This window comes from Corynebacterium sanguinis (genome assembly GCF_007641235.1).
GTDB classification, from domain to species: Bacteria; Actinomycetota; Actinomycetes; order Mycobacteriales; family Mycobacteriaceae; genus Corynebacterium; species Corynebacterium sanguinis.
In genome coordinates, this window is sequence record NZ_CP038157.1 from 1,186,401 (window position 1) to 1,205,078 (window position 18,678).

The window sequence follows — 18,678 nt, forward strand, 5'->3', positions numbered from 1 at the left end:
AAAGTGAGAATTCTCCCCGCGTTTACCCAGGCGTAACAGTTCGCGGCGCGCCCCGCTTTCAATACCGGGGAAACGGGTAGTTCGGGCGTGTCGGCGCGTCCGATATACTCGAGCGCGTCTAATGACCTACCTAAAGCGAGGGACTCCCCATGGCACGTGTCGTTGTAAATGTCATGCCGAAAGCAGAGATTCTTGATCCCCAGGGACAGGCTGTCCTGCGCGCGCTCGGCCGGATTGGGGTGAGCGGCGTCGCCGATGTGCGCCAGGGCAAGCGATTTGAGATCGAGGTCGACGATTCCGTCTCGGACGCCGAGCTCGAGCGCGTCGCACAGACCCTGCTCGCCAACACCGTCATCGAGGACTTCGAGGTCGTTCGATGACGGCTTCCATCGGGGTCATCACTTTCCCGGGCACGCTTGACGACGTCGACGCGCTGCGCGCCGTACGCCTCGCGGGGGCGAAGCCCGTCGAGCTGTGGCACGCCGACAGCGACCTTTTTGGCGTTGACGCCGTCGTCGTCCCCGGCGGTTTCTCCTACGGCGACTACCTGCGCTCCGGCGCGATTGCCGCGCAGGCGCCGATGATGGGCGCCGTTATCGACGCGGCGAACAAGGGCATGCCGGTTCTCGGGATTTGCAACGGCTTCCAGATCCTCACCGAGGCCGGCCTGCTGCCGGGAGCGCTGACCCGCAACCAAAACCTGTTGTTTCACTGCATCGACACGTACCTGACGGTGGAAAACAACACCACCGCCTGGACCTCGGGCTTCGAGTCGGGCTCCAAGATCTTCGTCCCCGCCAAGCACGGCGAGGGTCGCTTCCAGGCTGACCCCGAAACCATCGAGCGTTTGGAAGGCGAGGGCCGGGTGGTCTTCCGCTACACCGACAACTTCAACGGCTCGATCAACTCGATCGCGGGCGTGACCAACGAAACCGGGCGCATCGTCGGGCTCATGCCGCACCCGGAGCACGCCATCGAGACGCTAACCGGCCCGTCCGTCGACGGCCTCGGCCTGTTTCTGTCCGCCATCTCTTCGATCGGAGCGTAACTAAGGATGACCGTGCACAACGACACCGTCGACAACGCGAAGGCGACGCCTGAGCACGCCCAGCCGTACCGCGAACTGGGCTTAAAAGACGACGAGTACCAGCGCATCGTCGAGATCCTCGGGCGCCGCCCCACCGACGCTGAGCTGACCGTGTACTCCGTGATGTGGTCCGAGCACTGCTCGTACAAGTCCTCCAAGGTGCACCTGCGGTACTTCGGTGAGACCATGACGGAGGAGATGGGCTCCAAGCTGCTGGCCGGCATCGGTGAGAACGCCGGTGTGGTGGACATTGGGGGCGGTGACGCGGTGACCTTCCGCGTCGAATCGCATAACCACCCCTCCTTCATCGAGCCCTACCAGGGTGCGGCCACGGGCGTGGGCGGCATCGTCCGCGACATCATGGCCATGGGCGCGCGCCCGATTGCGGTGATGGATCAGCTGCGCTTCGGCCCCGCCGACGCGGCCGACACCAAGCGCGTCTTGCCGGGTGTGATTGCGGGCATCGGCGGCTACGGCAACTGCTTGGGGTTGCCCAACATCGGTGGCGAAACGGTGTTCGACGAGACCTACGCGTCTAACCCGCTGGTCAACGCGCTGTGCGTGGGCACGCTCAAGGTCGAAGACCTCAAGCTCGCGTTCGCCTCGGGGTCCGGCAACAAGGTGATCCTCTTCGGCTCCCGCACCGGGCTCGACGGCATCGGCGGCGTGTCCGTGCTCGCGTCGGAGTCTTTCGAGGACGGCGCCGAGCGCAAGCTGCCGGCCGTGCAGGTCGGCGACCCGTTCGCGGAGAAGGTGCTCATCGAGTGCTGCCTCGAGCTCTACCACTCCGGCGTGGTCGTGGGCATCCAGGATCTCGGTGGGGCCGGCCTCGCGTGCGCCACCTCCGAGTTGGCCGCCTCCGGCGACGGCGGGATGCGTGTCGACCTCGACGCGGTGCCGCTGCGCGCCGAGAACATGACCGGCGCGGAGATCCTCGCCTCCGAATCCCAGGAGCGCATGTGCGCCGTGGTCGAGCCCAATAACGTCGAGCGCTTTATGGAAATCTGCGCGAAGTGGGACGTCAACGCCGCGGTGATCGGCGAGGTCACCGGTGAGGCGGACCGCCTGGTCGTGTCCCACAACGGCGAGGTCGTGGTGGACGCGCCGCCGTCGACCATCGCGGACGAGGCCCCCGTCTACGACCGCCCGTGGGCCCGCCCCGCGTGGCAGGACGACGTGCAGCAGCCCGCCGAGGTGGACAAGTCCGTCGCACTCGGCGACGCGTGGCTGCGCATCGTCGCCTCCCCGGCGCTGTGCTCGCGCGACTTCATCACCCAGCAGTACGACCGCTACGTGCGCGGCAACACCGTGCAGGCGAAGTACGCCAACTCCGGCGTGCTGCGCATCAACGAGGAGAGCAACCGCGGCGTCGCCGTGTCTGCGGACGCCTCGGGCCGCTACACCTTCCTCGACCCGAACATGGGCGCGCGCCTCGCGCTCGCCGAGGCCTACCGCAACGTCGCTGTCACCGGGGCGCGCCCCGTGGCGATCACCAACTGCCTGAACTTCGGCTCCCCCGAGAATCCGGACGTGATGTGGCAGTTCCGCGAGGCCGTTCACGGGTTAGCCGACGGCGCCGTGGAGCTGGGGATCCCCGTCTCCGGCGGAAACGTGTCCTTCTACAACCAGACCGGCGACACCCCGATTCTGCCGACGCCCGTTGTGGGCGTCCTCGGCGTGATTGACAACGTCGAGCAGACCATCGGGCACGCGCTGCCGGATCCCGCCGACAGCACCGTGCAGCGCGACTTCAAGCTGCTTCTGTTGGGTGCAACCCACGACGAGTTCGGCGGATCGGTGTGGCAAGAGGTCTCCGGCCAGAAGCTCAGCGGCCTGCCGCCGCAGGTGGACCTTGCCAATGAGCAGCGCCTCGCCGAGTTCTTCGCCGACAGCGAGGGCATCTCCGCAGCGCACGACCTCTCGGAAGGTGGCCTGGCGCAGGCGGTGTTCGAGATGCTGCTCGGCTCCGGCAAGGGCGCGGAGCTGGACGTCACCGGGGTGCACGACGACGCGTTTACCGCGCTGTTTTCGGAGTCCGCCTCGCGTGTGCTCGTCGCCGTGACGGCCGACCGCCTCGACATCGCGGTGCAGAGCGCGACCGAAGCGGGCATTCCGGTGGCCGTCCTCGGCTCGACGAACGAAACCGGGGAGATCACCGTGGCTGGCGAAACAGTGTCGATCGCGCAGCTCGCCGAGGCGTGGAGTGCAACCCTGCCGGGGCTGTTCGACCACGCGCTGGCGCCGAACGCCCCGGTTTAGATCCGCTAGTCCAGCCGCTGCTGGGCGTCCAAGGGGCGCACCAGCGGCATCGGGGCATACTCTTGGCGCAGGTCCTTGAGCTTCTTCGTGTGCTCCCAGAGCCGCTTGTCCTCGTCGGTGACCGGCGTGTACTGGCGTGCGGCTAGGGGCTCGCCGTCGATGTCGACGCCGACATAGGTAAACGTCGCGTGGATCGCGGGGGTCAGCGCGTCGCGGCCGCCGCGCGGGTTGCCCGAGCGCACCTGGATCACCAGGTTCATCGAGCGGGCCTCGGTGCGCGTGATACGCGCGTCAACCTCGACCAGGTCGCCGATGGAGATCGGCTTTTTAAAGCGGATGCCGCCTGCGTACACGGCAACAGTGCGCTCGCCGGACCACTCCATGGTGCAGGCCACGCCCGCCTCGTCGATCCATTCCATCGCGCTGCCGCCGTGGACCTTGCCGCCCCAGTTGATGTCCGTCGGCTTGGCCAGGAACCGGTGGATCAGGCGCGGGGCGGTGGAATCGTTGGTGTAGGTCTGCCCCTTCATCTCCGCTTCGATGGCGTTGCGCAGGTCGATGCGCGACAGCGCGGCGTCGAGCACTCGCTCTTCCTCGTCCGTCGAGGGCACGAAGGTGGGCACCTGCATGGTCTCGTTCGTCTTCGGGTCTTTGGCCACGAAGATGACTAGGCAGTCGCAGGCGCGGGTAAACACGCCCTCGCGCGGGTCGGCGGAGAGCACCTCGTTGACAATGTGCATGGAGGTGCGCCCCGTCATGGCGATGCGCGAGCGCACCTCGACAAGGTGCCCGGAGGGGATGGGGCGTGTGAAGTGGATGTGCCCGACGTATGCGGTAACGCAGTAGGTTCCCGACCATTGAACGGCGCAGGCGTAGGCGGCCTTGTCGATCCATTCGAGGACTCGCCCGCCGGATACGCCCTGGGCCCCGGCAAGGATGACGTCGTCAGGCGCGGCCATAAAGCGCAGGGTGACAAAGGGGGATTTCGTCGTAGCAACGGGGGATTCCATGATTGAACACATTAGTATGTCGCGTATGAGTGCGCGTAAGAGCGATCCCCACACCACGCGGCTGGCGGTCGAGGCGGTGGCCGAGTGGCTGCGCGGCGAGGTCACAGCAACGCCAAAGCGCCCGCTGCTTGCCGACGCCTGCCGCACGACGGCCCGCACGCTTGCCGACGAGCTCCCCGGCCACGCGGTCGAACTTCGGGTCCCGCCGTTCGTGGCGGTGCAGTGCGTCTCCGGCCCGCGGCACACCCGCGGCACACCGCCGAACGTGGTGGAGATGAACCCGGAGACGTGGCTGAAGGTAGCGACCGGGCTTGAGTCCTTCGCCGAGGCGCTCGCGGATGGCCGAATTGAGGCTTCGGGTTCCCGCGCGGGGGAGATCGCGAGCGCGCTTCCCGTGATTGCTCTACAGGTGGGGTAATCCGTTAAGGTAGGGCACGTGCAAACCTTGAGTACTCAGGAAACTCACGAGGACATTCCCCACGACGAATGCGGTGTGTTCGGCGTGTGGGCTCCCGGGGAGGACGTGTCCAAACTCGCCTATTTCGGGCTCTTCGCCCTGCAGCACCGCGGCCAGGAGGGCGCGGGCATCGCAGTGGGCGACCACGAGAAGATCGTGGTGTTCAAGGACACGGGACTTGTCTCCCAGGTGTTTGATGAATCCATCTTGGACGCCCTGCAGGGCGACGTCGCGGTCGGCCATACCCGCTACTCCACAACCGGTGGCGATAGCTGGGAAAACGTCCAGCCGATGTTTCGGACCTCGCCGAACGGCACGGATGTGGCGCTGGCGCACAACGGCAACCTGACCAACTACCAGGACCTGCAGGCCAGGGCGATTGAACGCAAGCTGATCCCGCCGCAGGGCGTGGAGGGCCAGGGCTCATCCTCGGACACCGCGGTCGTCTCCGCGCTGCTTACCGACGCGATCCGCGACGACAGCTCGCTTCTCGACGCCGCCCGCACCCTCCTACCCACCATCGAGGGTGCCTTCTGCTTCATGTTTACAGACGGGCACACGCTCTACGCTGCCCGCGACCCGCACGGCGTGCGCCCGTTGTCGCTGGGCCGGCTCGAGCGCGGCTGGGTCATTGCCTCCGAGACGTGCGCCCTGGACATCGTCGGCGCAACGTACGTGCGCGACGTCGAACCCGGCGAGCTGATTACTATCGACGAGACCGGCGTGCACACCGAGCGCTTCGCCGAGACGCCGAAGGCGCACTGCGTCTTCGAGTACGTCTACCTGGCGCGCCCGGACTCCGTCATCGCGTCTCGTTCGGTGCACGCAACGCGCATCGAGATTGGAAAGCGCTTGTCCCACGTCGACCCGGTCGAGGGTGAGCTGGTGATGCCGGTTCCGGAATCGGGCACGCCCGCGGCAATTGGCTACGCGGAGGAGTCGGGTATCCCGTTCAAGCAGGGGTTGATGAAGAACGCCTACGTGGGCCGTACCTTCATCCAGCCCTCGGACACCCTGCGCCAGCTAGGGCTTCGCTTGAAGCTGAACCCGGTGCGCGAGATTATTGAGGGCAAGCGCCTGATCGTGGTCGACGATTCCATTGTGCGCGGCAACACGCAGCGCAAGTTGATTAAGATGCTGCGCGAGGCGGGCGCGGCCGAGGTGCACGTGCGCATCGCGTCGCCGCCGGTGAAGTGGCCGTGCTTCTATGGCATTGACTTCGCCAGCCCGGGCGAGCTGATCGCTAATAACGGCAGCGGGTTCGACGACGAGGCGGCGCGTGATTCGATCCGCACTATGATCGGGGCAGATTCATTGGCGTTTGTGTCCACCGACGACATGATCGCGTCCACGAGGCAGCCTGCGGACAATCTCTGTACCGCCTGCTTCACGGGCAGTTACCCGCTGGGGTTGCCGGAGGGCAACTCCAACGCCGAGCTCGTCCGCCGCATGCAGAAAGGTGAACACTAGCCATGACGACCAACCACAACGCCGAGGCCGGCCCGGTCTCGTACGCGTCCGCGGGCGTATCCATTGAGGCCGGTGACAAGGCGGTCGAGCTGTTCGCGCCGTTAGCAAAGCGGGCCTCGCGCCCCGAGGTGCGCGGCGGGCTGGGCGGCTTCGCCGGGCTGTTCGCGCTGGGGAAGTACCGTGAGCCGCTGCTGGCCGCCGGCTCCGACGGGGTGGGTACCAAGCTCGCCGTCGCACAGGCGATGGATAAGCACGACACGATCGGCATTGACCTGGTCGCAATGTGCGTCGACGACCTCGTGGTCTGTGGCGCCGAGCCGCTGTTCCTGCAGGACTACATCGCCATTGGCAAGGTCGTTCCGGAAAAGGTGGCCCAGATCGTGGCGGGTATCGCCGAGGGCTGCGTTCAGGCGGGCTGCGCCCTGCTCGGCGGGGAGACCGCAGAGCACCCAGGGGTGATGAACCCGGATGACTACGACGTCTCCGCCACCGCCGTCGGCGTGGTCGAGGCCGACGAGCTGCTGGGCCCCGATCGGGTCCACGAGGGTGATGTCGTGATCGCGATGGCGTCGTCAGGCCTGCACTCCAACGGCTACTCCCTGGCGCGCCACGTGCTCCTAGAGCGCGCCGGGCTGCCGCTCGACGGTTACGTCGAGGAGCTGGGCCGCACGCTCGGCGAGGAAATGCTCGAGCCGACGAAGATCTACGCACTGGACTGCCTGGCCCTGGCTTCGGAGTGTTCGGTGCGGACCTTCTGCCACGTCACCGGTGGTGGGCTGGTGGGCAACGTGGAGCGCATCATTCCCGAGGGCAAGGTTGCGGAGATGAACCGCGCCACGTGGTCGCCGTCGCCGATCTTCCGCTTCATCCAGTCCGTGGGCGAGGTCGCCCAGGAGGAGATGGAGAAGACCTTCAACATGGGTGTGGGCATGGTTGCCGTCGTCGCCCCGGAGGACCGGGACCGTACCCTCGCGATCCTCGCGGCTCGCCACATCGAGAGCTGGGTCATTGGCGAGCTGCGTGCTAGCGGCGAGGGTGAGACCGCTCGCGCGGTCCTGTCGGGCAGCCACCCGCAGTTCTAGTCAGATGCGAGCGCACCCGCCCCGAAGTTCTAACCCGGGGGCGGGTGCGTGCAAATTAGAGCTGGCTAGCGGCGACCGTCTGCGTCCCAGTCGGGGTAGTCAGAGAAGCGGTCATCCACCTCGTCATCGGTATCGCTGTAGCTCCGGGCCGGGGACTGGCCTGCGAGTTCGCGCTGCAGCGAATCGAGATCCATCTCAGGCGTTTGGTACTTGAGCTGGCGAGCAACCTTGGTCTGCTTTGCTTTGGCGCGTCCGCGACCCATGGCGTGACCCCCTTGAGGTGGTTCATTGGGCGACCCGCTTGCCGCGGGTGGCCACTCATTTTCGTATCAATATAGTCCTGTGGGACACTATAGCCTGTCACGAAAGAAAAATCTTAACCGCCCCTTAACCTGGGGATATAGGTGGAGCTACTGGTTGGATCTCAACCTTTCGACTGCCTTGCGCCCCGCCTTCTCGCCCTCGTCGAGCGGCAGCGAATCAGGGTCGACGGCGGCCGAGACTTCGACCTCGCCGCTGATCGTCAGGTCGCCGGAGTTGAGCGCGGAGCGCTTGACCAAGGCCAGCGCGATGGGCCCGTAGTCCGCATCGTGGACGACCGTGCCGAGGCGCCCAACGCGGCGGCCCGCAAGAGTGATCTCCGCACCCGGCACCGGATCGACGGGGGCGGAGCCGTCGAGGTGGAGCATGACCAAAAGCCGCGGTGAGCGGCCGAGGTTTTCCACGCGCGCGACCGTTTCCTGGCCCCGGTAGCAGCCCTTCTCCAGGTGCACCGCGCCAATGTGGGAGCCGCGGTTGATCAGCGAGGGCGCTTCGTGCGGGATGGATTTCTCATCCAGGTCGGCGCGCAGCTCGGGCTCACCGGCGCGTACGCGCAGCGCGCTGAAGGCCATTAGGCCTGACAGCCTCACCCCTTGAGCACGCAGCTTATCGACGACCTCCCCAACGCGGCCGCGCTCAACAAGGACGTCGGTGCGCTGCGTCTCGCCCCACGGACGCGTCCTGGTGGCGGCTGCCCCCTCCACGGCGGGCGCCTCACCCAGCACGGTGATCACGCCGAGGTCGGTGTCATTAACTTTAACGTCCGACCAGAACACCATTTTGGTCAAAAAGGAGTGTAGCGTCTCACACTGGTAGGCGGGCACGTCGAGGTAGTAGACGCCGTCGGTGTAGGCAACGTCGGCGTGGTGCAGGATGTGGCCCTGGATGTCGAGGTCGAGTGCGGAGGCCGCGAGCCCCTCGGGGGCGTCGATAAGCTTCTGCGATAAAAGGTTGTTGAGGAAGGTCGGCGCGTCCGGGCCGCTGACGGCGATGACCCTGCGATGCGAGCGGTCGATCACGATTGGGCCGCTTGATAGGGCGCGTTGCTCCCCGAGGGGGTCGCCGTAGTGCCATGCGACGCCGTGGGCGTCGATAAGCGAGGTCTCCGCCTCGGGCAGCTCGGCCGCTCCGGGGGAGTTAAGGAGGACTGAACGGTACTGGCTAGGAGTTTCCACAGGCCCCATCCTACGTGCATAATGGGGCATCATGGCCTCCTCGCATATTCCTCCGCAGCCGGTGATCTACCTCGTGGAACCGTTTGGAGGCTCTGTCCGCAGGCAAAACGCGAACATGGCGCATGTGTTCTGGGACGATGCGGGAGTGACCCGCGGCGACGGGATCTTTGAAACCCTGCTGATCCGCGGCGGCGAGCCCGTGAACGTGGACAAGCACGTCAGCCGGTTCCGCCGCTCGGCCGAGGCGCTCGACCTGCCTGACCCGGGCGTTGACCGCTGGATTCGGGCGATGCGCCAGGCGGTGGAGGACTACTACCGCGAGCGCGGTGAAGGCGAGGGTGAGCGCTCCGAGGCGAAGTGCGTCTGGACCATGACGCGTGGTCGCGAAAGCACCGGTGTGCCCACGGCCTGGCTGACGGTGCGCCCCATCGACGAGTCGATCATCCGGCAGCGCGAAACCGGGGTCACAGCGCTGAGCTCCCCGCGCGGCTACACCCTTGCCCACGGTGAGAACGAGGCTCCGTGGCTGAAGGTGGGCGCGAAGTCGCTGAACTACACCGCGTCGATGGCGGCGCTGCGCTGGGCCGCATCCCGCGGAGCCGACGAGGTGATCTACGTCGACGCAACAGACGGGCGCGTGCTCGAGGCGACCACGTCGAGTGTGATCGTCGTGCGCAAGGACAAAAAGCTGCGCACCCCGGCCCCGGGGCCCGACATCGTGGCCGGCACCACCCAGCGGGCAATCTTCGAGCACGCCGACGCGTTGGGGTACAGGTGCAAGGCGAAGGACCTGTACCTCGAGGACCTCTTCGCGGCCGAGTCGGTGTGGCTGGTCAGCGCGGTGCGCCAAGCAGTTCGGGTTACCGAGCTTGACGGGCGCCCGCTTGCGGCGACGCCCGAGGGCGAGCGCGAGTTCCGCGCTCTCGTGCGCGCCGCGCTGGACTAGCCGGCGACGCGGGTGAGCTCGGCCGACATGTAGGGCACCATCTTGCCGTCGACGGCGCGCTCGTCCACCCAGCCCAGGTTGTTGTTCGGCATCAGCCCGTAGAGGCGCTTGCCGGGGCCGTGCTTGTCGGGGCCCGTGGCCGTGACGATGGTCGACGCGCTGGTGACCTGCCAGGCGCGTTCGTTAACCGGCTCGCCGTAGAGGATTTCCACCAGCCCGCGCGAGTTGGTCAGCGTGACCTCCATCTCGTCGGAAAGGGAGATCCGCCAGAAGCCGACCTCGCGCTGGTCGGCGCCCTGCGGCTGGCCGTCGTCGTCGAGGCGCCAGATGCGCGACTCAAAGCGCAGGTAGTTCTCCCCGTCGTGGGAAACCACGAGCTGCTGGCCGAAGGCGTACTCTTCGCCGCCGTCGTTGGCCTGGCCGCGGCCCGACCACACGCCGACAAGCGGCAGGAGCGCGAGCAGGCCGTCGTGAAGCGACGGGCCTTGGCGCAGGTTGGCGGTGTCATCGGCCAGGGGGAAGTCCTCGAACCCGAGGCCGGGGATGTTGCGGTGGGCGGTGTGTTTCGACTGCTTCGCGGCCAAGTTGACGGCCTCGCTGCCGTCGAGGCGGGCAGTGTTATCCGATGTCGGCGTCTCGCTCATGGCCCCCACGCTACCCTCTGGCTAGCTCTCCGGCGGCAGCGGGGCGAGGTCGAAATCGCTCAAGGTGACGTTGAGGCGCTGGCGGAAAAACTCGATCGAACCCCCCGAGAGCAGGACCGCGTCCGCTGGCCCGCCCAGCGGCAGATCGCGGGTGTCGCGGTCGAGGGTGTAGGCGTCGAGGATCTTGTCCTCGGCGCCGGGCGGGGCGTCGAGAAGCAGGCTCGGCCGCATCTGGAAGGTGGAACCGTCGAGGCGAAGGGTGACCACCACGGTGCTGGGCGCGTCCGTGCCGGGGACGGTGCCGGTGAGCTGGGCTTCGGATGCCGTGCCGCCCGAGGGAGAGATGTTGTAGGGGTTGGCGATGTCGAGGTCGGTCATGCCGAGCAGCTCGCCGAACGCGACACCGTCGAGGCGCACTTTGCGCCGCACCATGGTGGCGTGCGCGCCCGCGAACTCTCCGGCGAACGCGGCCTCAGCATCGATATCGACATCGAAGGCCTCCGCCGTGGTGTTGACCGTGCCGAGGCCCTCAACCGTCGCGTCGAGCGCGGAGACGGACACCCGGGGGATCGTACTGGTGACCGCGACCAGGGAAAACGGGAACCCCGCGACGTAAGCGTCGGGGGTGGCGGAGAGCCTTTCGTCGGCGCTGGCGCGAAGGGCGAGGGTGCGCTCGACTCGCGAAGCCGCCGCCGTGTCCACGAGCAGCGCCACGGCAGCCACGACCAGCACCACGACGATGATCGTGGCGGCCACTTTGATCCCGCGGACGCGCGAGAGAACACTCATGCCTTTATTTCTACCGTAGCCTGAAGTTATGACGAACAAGATTGCTGAAGTGACATTGCCCGGCGACTCCGCCCGCAGCCTCCTGACCACGGTCGAGGCTCACGATAAGGTCGCGGCGTTTTCCGAGCAGTTTCTCGCAGGGCTTGACGACGCCCGCCTGGAGCACACCCACCTCGCCTGCATGGGCCCCGACGGTGACCTCGTGGCCATCGCAGCGCTCGCCCCGGACGACTCCGCAGAGCTCGCCGTTGACCCTGAACACCGGGGCCGCGGCATCGGCACGCAGCTTGTCGACGTCCTCCTTGAGCGCAATCCGAAGGCCGGGCTGTGGGCACACGGGGACTTGCCGGCCGCTCGCGCCTTGGCGAAGAGCCGTGGGCTTGGCGTCACCCGTGAGCTGCTGGTGATGGCGATTAACGGCGATGAGCTGCGCGAGGCCGCGAAGGTGGAGCTGCCTGAGGGGTTTAGTGATCTGGGTTACTCCGAGGCGGTAGAGCGCTGGGGTACAGAAACGGTTGAGCAGGCGTGGTTGGACGCCAACAATCACGCGTTCGAATGGCACCCGGAACAGGGCGGCTGGGATCTGGACAGGCTGCACCGCGGGATGGAGGCCGAGTGGTTTGACCCGCAAGGGGTGAGGTTTCTCTACGAGGGTGACTCCCTTGCGGGCTTCCACTGGACCAAGATGCACCCGGACGTGACAGGTGAGGTTTATGTGGTGGGGCTAGATTCCAGTTACCGCCGAAAGGGGCTAGGAGATCCGCTGCTTAGGATCGGCCTGAACCACCTCGTGGGCCAGGGATCCTCCGAGGTCAAGCTGTATGTTGAGGCGGATAACGGTGCGGCGGTGGCGCGGTATGAAAATCTCGGGTTCCTGACAGTGCAAAAGCATATTGTGTACCAACAAAACGCCTCCTAGCTGCGAAGATGTGAATATCCGCAAAAGTTAACCTACTGTTCATTGCGTTAGACACCAACGGTTAACCGTTGACACGTACCTTATCCAAGTGTGAGTAATCGGATGAAGTCTGTCTGGACCATGAAAATCCAGTTGGGCTTCTCTTTCCACCAGGATCCGATGCTCGAACTCTTCATCTGAATTCGCACCGGAAAGGTACCCCGTGATTCGCAACTTTAAGCGCACCGCCGCCATCGTAGGTGTCGTCGCAGCATCCTCCGCATCCCTCGTCGCTTGCGGTGACTCCAACGACGCTTCCACCAACGACACCACCGCAGCAGCTACCAACGCAGATACGGCCACCAACGACGCCGCTGCTGGTGACTCCAACCTGACCGGCACCACGGGTCAGCTCGTCGCTGAGGGTGCAACCTCCCAGCAGAACGCGATGGATTACTTCGGCGCCCGCTACGCTGAGGCTGTCCCGGGTGCAAACTTGGCGTACAACGCAACCGGTTCTGGCGCTGGCGTCAAGAACTTCATCGGTGACCAGGCTGCTTTCGCAGGTTCTGACTCCCCGCTGAAGGACGACGAGGTCCAGCCGGCAGCTGACCGCTGCGGCGGCAACGAAGCTTGGCACCTGCCGATGGTCATCGGCCCGGTTGCCATCGCTTACAACCTCGACGGCGTCGAGGACCTCAACCTCACCGTTGATAACCTCGTTGACATCTTCAAGGGCGACATCACCTCTTGGAACGACCCGGCCATCGCCGAGGCTAACCCGGGCGCCGAGCTGCCGGACGAGAACATCTCCGTCATCTACCGCTCCGACGAGTCCGGCACCTCCGACAACTTCCAGAAGTTCCTCTCCGCTGCCTCCGACGGCCGCTGGGAGAGCTCCGGCAAGGCATTCCCGCAGGCTGTCGGCGCTGGCGCCAACGGCTCCACCGGTGTTGCTGAGCAGGTTAAGGCTATCCCGGGCGCCATCACCTACGTCGAGGCTGGCTTCGCTGACCAGGCTGCCAACATCGACTTCGGCAACGGCCCGGTTGAGCTCAACGAGGAGACTGTGGGCAACGCACTCGACGGCCTCGAGTTCGAGACCGAGGGCCACAACATGGTCGTCGACGCAGCCAAGCTCTTCGCCATGGACGGTGCTGACACCTACCCGCTGATCCTGACCACCTACGAGATCGTCTGCTCCGCTGGTTACGACGACCAGACCCGCGACATGGTCAAGGACTTCCTGACCGTCGCACTCGACTCCCAGGATGAGGAGCTCGCTTCCGAGGGCTTCATCCCGGTCTCCGGCGCACACGCTGACCGCCTGCGCGAGGCTGTCAACGCCATCAGCTAACACAGCTGTTCTTTCCCCTCAATAGGGAAAACGTCTGCCCCCTCGCGGCCCCGCCGGGTGGGGGCAGACCCGTGTATGGGCTCGGTTAACGAGACATGTGCAATCAATGACTAACAGATGTCATAGAAACACGCTGAAACTTTGCTGCTGCAATTCAATAAATAAGGATTCGTGAACATGGCTGACAATGAACTGCCTGGTAACGGCCACGCGACAAGGGTAGATCCCGTGATCCCGAGCTCTACCGGCACGCCCATTAAGAAGGGCCAAGACCCCGCCTTGGAGGGCACCCCGAACACAGGCGACCCGCAACGCGGCGCCGGTGTGATCCGCCCCGGCGACCGAGTTTTCCAATTTTTCTCCACCGCTTCGGCAACGCTGATTACGGTCATCATCGCCGCGATCGGCCTGTTCCTGCTCCTGCAGGCTATCCCGCCGCTCGCGCGTAACGAAGGCGGCCTCTGGGGCTTCTTCACCTACACCGGCCCGTGGCAAACGTCGAACCTGGACGCGATGCAGTTCGGTATCCCGAACCTCTTCTTCGCCACGGTGACGATCTCCCTTATCGCGCTGATCATCGCGATGCCGATCGCGCTTGGTATCGCGCTGTTCCTGTCCAACTACGCGCCGAAGAACCTCGTCCGTCCACTGGGCACGCTCGTGGACATGCTTGCCGCGGTGCCGTCCATCGTCTATGGCCTCTGGGGCGCGCAGGTGCTCGGCCCCTTCCTCGGGCAGTTCTACAACTGGCTCCACTCCTGGGCTGGAGGGTTCTTCCTCTTCGCGGTGTACCCGAACACCCCCTCGTACTACACCGGCCGCAACATGCTCACCGGTGGCATCGTGCTCGCGATCATGATCCTCCCGGTCATCGCCGCGACCGCGCGTGAGGTCTTCGTGCAGACGCCTCCCGGCCAGATCGAGGCAGCTCTGGCGTTGGGCGCAACCCGTTGGGAAGTGATCCGTATGACGGTCCTCCCGTTCGGTATGTCCGGCTACATCGCAGGTTCAATGCTCGGCCTCGGCCGCGCCCTCGGTGAGACCATGGCGCTCTACATGGTCGTCTCGCCGTCGCCGGTGTTCCGCGCATCGCTGTTCGACGGCGGCTCGACGTTCGCAACCCACATTGCTAACGCGTCTGCCGAGTTCAACAACCCGACCAGTGCTGGCGCCTACATCGCCGCCGGTTTGGTGCTGTTCATCCTGACCTTCGTCGTCAACTCGATCGCCCGCACGATCGTCAACAAGAAATAGGAGGTAGAGGCCACAATGAGTACCGCAGTACCAAACAACGGCTCCCACTCCGCGTCCGTGGATGCTTCGACTGTCCGTAGCACCACGACGGGTTCCTCGACCGTCGCTACCGCTACCACCACCCCTGCTCGCGGCGAGTCCGGCGACGGCACCCCGTTTACCGAAATCTCCTCGGGCCGCAAGACCACGAACTCGATCATGGGCTTGCTCATGTGGGCCTGCATGATCATTGCACTGATCCCACTGATGTGGCTGCTGTTCACGGTTATCTCCCGTGGCGCTGGCGCCGTCTTCAGCGTGGACTGGTGGACCCAGGACATGCTGGGCGTGCGCAACAGCGCCGAGGGCGGCGGAGCGCTCCACGCTATTGCCGGCACCATCATGCAAACCTTGGTCGCCTCGGTCTTCTCCATTCCGATCGGTATTTTCACCGCGATCTACCTGGTGGAGTACTCCAACGGTAACCGCCTGGGTAAGCTCACCACCTTCATGGTGGACATCCTCTCCGGTGTCCCATCGATCGTCGCCGCACTGTTCATCTACGCCATGTGGATCACGGTCCTCGGCCAGCAGCGTTCCGGTTTCGCCGTGTCGCTTGCGCTCATTCTGCTGATGGTTCCGATCGTGGTGCGCAACACCGAGGAGATGCTTCGCGTCGTGCCCATGGATCTACGTGAAGCCTCGTACGCCCTGGGTGTTCCGAAGTGGAAGACCATCGCGCGCATCGTCTTGCCGACCGCCCTGTCCGGCATTGTCACCGGCGTCATGCTCGCCGTGGCCCGCGTCATGGGCGAGTCCGCCCCGGTGCTGATCCTCGTCGGCTCCACGCCGGTGACCAACTGGTTCGGCATGTTCGACCAGCCGCAGTCCTCGCTGCCGCTGTTCATGCTCGACATGTGGAAGTCCGGCGCGACGGGTGCGGCCAACGACCGCCTGTGGGGCGCCGCCCTGACGCTCGTGATTATGGTCGTCTCCCTCAACATCATCGCGCGCCTCATCGCCTCGAAGTTCTCGGTCAAGAAGTAAATCGTCGCACCCACGAATCCAACATTCCCAGGAGGAAACTGATGTCTAAGCTCGTACTCAACGACGTCAACATCTACTACGGCGACTTCCACGCCGTGCAGAACGTCAACCTGACCATCCCTGCCCAGGCAGTGACCGCCTTCATCGGCCCGTCCGGCTGCGGCAAGTCCACCGTGCTGCGCACCCTCAACCGCATGCACGAGGTCATCCCCGGCGCATCCGTCAAGGGTGAGATCCTGCTCGATGGCAACGACATCTACGGCAAGAACATCGACCCGGTGTCGGTGCGTAACACGGTCGGCATGGTGTTCCAGAAGGCCAACCCGTTCCCGACCATGTCCATCGAGGACAACGTCGTTGCCGGCCTGAAGCTCTCCGGTGAGCGTGACCGCAAGAAGCTCAAGGAGGTCGCGGAGGAGTCCCTGCGCGGCGCCAACCTGTGGGAAGAGGTCAAGGACCGCCTCGACAAGCCGGGCGGCGGCCTCTCCGGTGGTCAGCAGCAGCGCCTCTGCATCGCCCGCGCGATCGCAGTGCGCCCCGAGGTTCTCCTCATGGACGAGCCCTGCTCGGCACTCGACCCGATCTCGACCCTGGCAGTCGAGGACCTGATCCACGAGCTCAAGGATCAGTACACCATCGTCATCGTGACCCACAACATGCAGCAGGCAGCGCGCGTGTCTGACAAGACCGCGTTCTACTCCCTTGAGGCAACCGGCAAGCCGGGCCAGCTCATCGAGTTCAACGACACCACGACCATCTTCGAAAACCCTGAGCGCAAGGAAACCGAAGACTACATCGCAGGCCGCTTCGGCTAATCGCCAAAGCAACCGCGAGTCCACCCCGGTTGCCGCATCCGCCCCGTACGGATGGGGCGCGCGGCAGCCGGGGTGTCGTTGTTTCTAGGTGCTTCTTCTAGGTGCGGTCGAAGCGCTGCTCGATAACGGCGAAGCGCTCATCCATATCAAAGCTATCACCGGATCGCCGATGCTCTAGGTAGGCCTCCGGCTTCATCCCGGTGACCAAAAAGACCGTGCGAGCGGCGACGTTGACGCAGTGGTCCGAGTAGCGCTCGAAGTAGCGGCACAAAAGCGCGAGGTCGACGGCCTCGCGAGTTGAATGCTCCCAGTGCCGGTTGGTGACAACGTTGAGGATGTAGCTGGTCATCGTGTCAACCTCGTCGTCGGCGTTGCGCAGCCCCACGGCGGCATCGGCGTCGGGCGCGTAAAGCAGGTCCTCGGTCTGCGACCCCAGCTCGTGGGCGAGTCGCGCGAGTTCCTCGACCAGGACCACCATGGGCTCAGGTAGAACGGGGTGGGGGTGGCGCAACCTGGCGAGCCTGGCAATGTGGGTCGCCAGCGCGCCCATGCGCTCGAAATCTTCGACGATGTAGATCGACGACACAACCTGCCGCAGGTCGGACGCAACCGGGCTTTCGAGGGCGAGGAGCTGCATGCTGCGGGTTTCGCAGCGCTGGCGGATCACGTCGAGGCCGTCGGAGAACGACAGCGCGTCCTCGGCGTGATCGAGGCTTTGTGTCAGCAGCGCGACGGTGGCGTTATCCATCAGCGTGCGGACGTTCTGGCACATCTCGATGAGGTCGCGCGAGAACGCGTCCAGGTGCTCCCTGTAGTTGGTCCGCATATCGCTCACCTTACAAGCACCACGCGCCGGTTGGGGCTATCCGCCGTTGCTGTCCATCTCGGCACCCTCCGGGACAGTGTCGTCCTCAGGGTCGTCGAGCCAACCGTCGGGCAGCGCGACCTTCGATGACGAGCCCTGGCGCCCGCGAGCATCCTCGGCGTGCTCGGCGCGCTCGGTGGAGTCGGCGATGGTGTCCAGCAGAGCGGAGAGTTCGGCTAGTGAGGCAACGCGGGCAAGGTCCTTGCGGAACTCGCCGCCGACGGGGAATCCGCGCAGGTACCAGCCGGTGTGCTTGCGGATATCCCGGCACGCGTGCTCCTCGCCGTCGTGAAGCGCGAGCAGCTCAGCGTGGCGGTAGATGATGCGGGCGACCTCGCCGAGGGTGGGTTCTGGCGGGATCTCTTCCCCGCGCAGTTGCGCGCCGAGCTGCGCGAACAGCCAGGGCCGCCCCAAGCAACCGCGGCCGACTTCAACCCCGTGGCAGTTGGTGGTCTCGAGCATCTTTGCGGCGTCGTCGGCGGCGAAGATATCGCCGTTGCCGATGACGGGGACGCCGGTGCCTTCCATGTGCTCGACAAGTCGGCGGATCTCGGACCAGTGCGCCTGGCCGGAGTAGCGCTGGTCGGCGGTGCGGGCGTGCAGCGCGACGGCTGCCGCGCCCTCCTCCGCGGCGATGCGCCCGGCGTCGAGGTGCGTGTGGTGGGCGTCGTCAATGCCGATGCGGAACTTCACGGTGATCGGAATGCCGGATCCCTCCGCGGCCCGCACGGCTGCCGCGACGATGTTGGCGTAGAGCCTGCGCTTGTAGGGGATCGCCGAACCGCCGCCCTTGCGGGTGACCTTGGGTACGGGGCAGCCGAAGTTCATGTCGACGTGGTCGGCGATATCTTCCTCGACGATCATCCGCACGGCCTCGTAGGTGAATTTCGGGTCCACGGTGTAGAGCTGCATGGAGCGCGGGATCTCAACGTCGGCGAACGTGGTCATGTGCAGGGTCTTCTGGTTGCGTGCGACGAGGGCTCGGGCCGTGATCATCTCGCAGACGTACAGCCCAGACGAGGTGCCGGTCAGTTCCTGCTCGATCTCGCGGCAGAGCACGCGAAACGGCATGTTTGTCACTCCCGCCATGGGCGCGAGGATGACGGGGGAGTTGAGCGTGAAATCCCCGATGCGCAGCGCGAGTGGTGCCGAGAGTGCCTGAGTCATAGTACGCACCATTGTCCACGCAGGTGGCGTAACAGTCCAATTCGAAGCACCCCCTG

At 65.3% G+C, this 18,678-nt stretch carries 19 protein-coding genes; 12 read left to right on the plus strand and 7 right to left on the minus strand.

What is annotated here, in order from left to right; all coding sequences use genetic code 11:
- Window positions 1-149 precede the first annotated feature (149 nt).
- The 3 genes from purS to purL are packed head-to-tail and all read left to right on the plus strand — an operon-like array spanning window position 150 to window position 3,346.
- Complete coding sequence (gene purS, locus E3227_RS05765) at window positions 150-380, plus strand: phosphoribosylformylglycinamidine synthase subunit PurS (protein ID WP_040422841.1); 231 nt, start codon at window positions 150-152, stop codon at window positions 378-380.
- Window positions 377-1,048 (plus strand): phosphoribosylformylglycinamidine synthase subunit PurQ, encoded by a 672-nt coding sequence (purQ, locus tag E3227_RS05770; RefSeq protein ID WP_136648895.1) that lies wholly within the window; start codon window positions 377-379, stop codon window positions 1,046-1,048. Before purS ends, purQ begins: the two co-directional genes overlap by 4 nt.
- A gap of 6 nt (window positions 1,049-1,054) precedes the next feature.
- Entirely contained in the window at window positions 1,055-3,346 is a 2,292-nt protein-coding gene (purL, locus tag E3227_RS05775) for a phosphoribosylformylglycinamidine synthase subunit PurL (RefSeq protein ID WP_144317860.1), read from the plus strand.
- A 5-nt stretch (window positions 3,347-3,351) separates the two neighbouring features.
- On the opposite strand, the gene E3227_RS05780 is transcribed toward purL, so the two are convergent.
- Window positions 3,352-4,356: an acyl-CoA thioesterase gene (locus tag E3227_RS05780; RefSeq protein WP_144317861.1), complete on the minus strand. Its 1,005-nt coding sequence runs from the start codon at window positions 4,354-4,356 to the stop codon at window positions 3,352-3,354.
- Window positions 4,357-4,381: 25 nt separating this feature from the next.
- Between E3227_RS05780 and E3227_RS05785 the strand changes: the two genes are divergently transcribed.
- From E3227_RS05785 to purM, 3 genes are read left to right on the plus strand one after another with little or no spacing between them, the layout of a single operon-like run.
- Window positions 4,382-4,774, plus strand: a complete 393-nt coding sequence (locus E3227_RS05785; RefSeq protein ID WP_040422916.1) for a sterol carrier family protein — start codon at window positions 4,382-4,384, stop codon at window positions 4,772-4,774.
- An 18-nt stretch (window positions 4,775-4,792) separates the two neighbouring features.
- Entirely contained in the window at window positions 4,793-6,283 is a 1,491-nt protein-coding gene (purF, locus tag E3227_RS05790; protein WP_136648891.1) for an amidophosphoribosyltransferase, read from the plus strand.
- A gap of 2 nt (window positions 6,284-6,285) precedes the next feature.
- Window positions 6,286-7,365 carry a phosphoribosylformylglycinamidine cyclo-ligase gene (purM, locus tag E3227_RS05795; protein WP_144317862.1) on the plus strand — a complete coding sequence of 360 codons (1,080 nt, stop codon included), beginning with the start codon at window positions 6,286-6,288 and terminating at the stop codon, window positions 7,363-7,365.
- 65 nt (window positions 7,366-7,430) lie between these two features.
- Here purM and E3227_RS05800 read toward each other — a convergent pair whose 3' ends face one another.
- Window positions 7,431-7,628: a DUF3073 domain-containing protein gene (locus tag E3227_RS05800; protein ID WP_136648889.1), complete on the minus strand. Its 198-nt coding sequence runs from the start codon at window positions 7,626-7,628 to the stop codon at window positions 7,431-7,433.
- A 147-nt stretch (window positions 7,629-7,775) separates the two neighbouring features.
- Window positions 7,776-8,870 carry a CAF17-like 4Fe-4S cluster assembly/insertion protein YgfZ gene (gene ygfZ / locus E3227_RS05805; protein WP_170228638.1) on the minus strand — a complete coding sequence of 365 codons (1,095 nt, stop codon included), beginning with the start codon at window positions 8,868-8,870 and terminating at the stop codon, window positions 7,776-7,778.
- Window positions 8,871-8,892: 22 nt separating this feature from the next.
- On the opposite strand from ygfZ, the gene E3227_RS05810 reads away from it, so the two are divergent.
- Window positions 8,893-9,807: an aminodeoxychorismate lyase gene (locus tag E3227_RS05810; protein ID WP_170228639.1), complete on the plus strand. Its 915-nt coding sequence runs from the start codon at window positions 8,893-8,895 to the stop codon at window positions 9,805-9,807.
- Here E3227_RS05810 and E3227_RS05815 read toward each other — a convergent pair.
- Window positions 9,804-10,451: a heme-binding beta-barrel domain-containing protein gene (locus E3227_RS05815; RefSeq protein WP_144317864.1), complete on the minus strand. Its 648-nt coding sequence runs from the start codon at window positions 10,449-10,451 to the stop codon at window positions 9,804-9,806. The genes E3227_RS05810 and E3227_RS05815 overlap by 4 nt on opposite strands.
- A gap of 21 nt (window positions 10,452-10,472) precedes the next feature.
- A complete protein-coding gene (locus tag E3227_RS05820; protein ID WP_136648886.1) occupies window positions 10,473-11,240 on the minus strand; it encodes an LmeA family phospholipid-binding protein in 768 nt (255 codons plus the stop codon).
- 28 nt (window positions 11,241-11,268) lie between these two features.
- On the opposite strand from E3227_RS05820, the gene mshD reads away from it, so the two are divergent.
- The 5 genes from mshD (at window position 11,269) to pstB (ending at window position 16,590) form a co-directional block, all read left to right on the plus strand.
- Entirely contained in the window at window positions 11,269-12,159 is an 891-nt protein-coding gene (gene mshD / locus E3227_RS05825; RefSeq protein WP_144317865.1) for a mycothiol synthase, read from the plus strand.
- 202 nt (window positions 12,160-12,361) lie between these two features.
- Entirely contained in the window at window positions 12,362-13,495 is a 1,134-nt protein-coding gene (gene pstS / locus E3227_RS05830; RefSeq protein ID WP_136648884.1) for a phosphate ABC transporter substrate-binding protein PstS, read from the plus strand.
- A 177-nt stretch (window positions 13,496-13,672) separates the two neighbouring features.
- The gene (gene pstC, locus E3227_RS05835) at window positions 13,673-14,749 is read left to right on the plus strand and encodes a phosphate ABC transporter permease subunit PstC (RefSeq protein ID WP_144317866.1); all 1,077 of its coding nucleotides are present in this window, start codon (window positions 13,673-13,675) and stop codon (window positions 14,747-14,749) included.
- A 15-nt stretch (window positions 14,750-14,764) separates the two neighbouring features.
- On the plus strand, window positions 14,765-15,775 hold the full coding sequence (gene pstA / locus E3227_RS05840; RefSeq protein WP_186365393.1) for a phosphate ABC transporter permease PstA: 1,011 nt from the start codon (window positions 14,765-14,767) through the stop codon (window positions 15,773-15,775).
- 41 nt (window positions 15,776-15,816) lie between these two features.
- Window positions 15,817-16,590: a phosphate ABC transporter ATP-binding protein PstB gene (pstB, locus tag E3227_RS05845; protein WP_144317867.1), complete on the plus strand. Its 774-nt coding sequence runs from the start codon at window positions 15,817-15,819 to the stop codon at window positions 16,588-16,590.
- Window positions 16,591-16,687: 97 nt separating this feature from the next.
- Here the strand turns inward: pstB and phoU are convergent, their stop codons facing one another.
- Window positions 16,688-17,416, minus strand: coding sequence for a phosphate signaling complex protein PhoU (gene phoU / locus E3227_RS05850; RefSeq protein WP_136648881.1), 729 nt, complete (start codon window positions 17,414-17,416; stop codon window positions 16,688-16,690).
- Window positions 17,417-17,452: 36 nt separating this feature from the next.
- On the minus strand, window positions 17,453-18,622 hold the full coding sequence (gene dusB, locus E3227_RS05855) for a tRNA dihydrouridine synthase DusB (RefSeq protein WP_170228640.1): 1,170 nt from the start codon (window positions 18,620-18,622) through the stop codon (window positions 17,453-17,455).
- Window positions 18,623-18,678: the final 56 nt, after the last annotated feature.

Excerpts from the sequence above, each read along its gene's own strand:
- E3227_RS05815 (WP_144317864.1), bottom strand. The coding sequence starts at position 10,451 with ATGAGCGAGACGCCGACATCGGATAACACTGCCCGCCTCGACGGCAGC.
- ygfZ (WP_170228638.1), bottom strand. The coding sequence starts at position 8,870 with ATGGGGCCTGTGGAAACTCCTAGCCAGTACCGTTCAGTCCTCCTTAAC.
- purQ (WP_136648895.1), top strand. The coding sequence starts at position 377 with ATGACGGCTTCCATCGGGGTCATCACTTTCCCGGGCACGCTTGACGAC.
- E3227_RS05800 (WP_136648889.1), bottom strand. The coding sequence starts at position 7,628 with ATGGGTCGCGGACGCGCCAAAGCAAAGCAGACCAAGGTTGCTCGCCAG.
- purM (WP_144317862.1), top strand. The coding sequence starts at position 6,286 with ATGACGACCAACCACAACGCCGAGGCCGGCCCGGTCTCGTACGCGTCC.
- pstA (WP_186365393.1), top strand. The coding sequence starts at position 14,765 with ATGAGTACCGCAGTACCAAACAACGGCTCCCACTCCGCGTCCGTGGAT.
- dusB (WP_170228640.1), bottom strand. The coding sequence starts at position 18,622 with ATGACTCAGGCACTCTCGGCACCACTCGCGCTGCGCATCGGGGATTTC.
- E3227_RS05820 (WP_136648886.1), bottom strand. The coding sequence starts at position 11,240 with ATGAGTGTTCTCTCGCGCGTCCGCGGGATCAAAGTGGCCGCCACGATC.
- pstB (WP_144317867.1), top strand. The coding sequence starts at position 15,817 with ATGTCTAAGCTCGTACTCAACGACGTCAACATCTACTACGGCGACTTC.
- pstC (WP_144317866.1), top strand. The coding sequence starts at position 13,673 with ATGGCTGACAATGAACTGCCTGGTAACGGCCACGCGACAAGGGTAGAT.
- phoU (WP_136648881.1), bottom strand. The coding sequence starts at position 17,416 with ATGCGGACCAACTACAGGGAGCACCTGGACGCGTTCTCGCGCGACCTC.
- E3227_RS05780 (WP_144317861.1), bottom strand. The coding sequence starts at position 4,356 with ATGGAATCCCCCGTTGCTACGACGAAATCCCCCTTTGTCACCCTGCGC.
- E3227_RS05810 (WP_170228639.1), top strand. The coding sequence starts at position 8,893 with ATGGCCTCCTCGCATATTCCTCCGCAGCCGGTGATCTACCTCGTGGAA.
- purL (WP_144317860.1), top strand. The coding sequence starts at position 1,055 with ATGACCGTGCACAACGACACCGTCGACAACGCGAAGGCGACGCCTGAG.
- purS (WP_040422841.1), top strand. The coding sequence starts at position 150 with ATGGCACGTGTCGTTGTAAATGTCATGCCGAAAGCAGAGATTCTTGAT.
- E3227_RS05785 (WP_040422916.1), top strand. The coding sequence starts at position 4,382 with ATGAGTGCGCGTAAGAGCGATCCCCACACCACGCGGCTGGCGGTCGAG.
- mshD (WP_144317865.1), top strand. The coding sequence starts at position 11,269 with ATGACGAACAAGATTGCTGAAGTGACATTGCCCGGCGACTCCGCCCGC.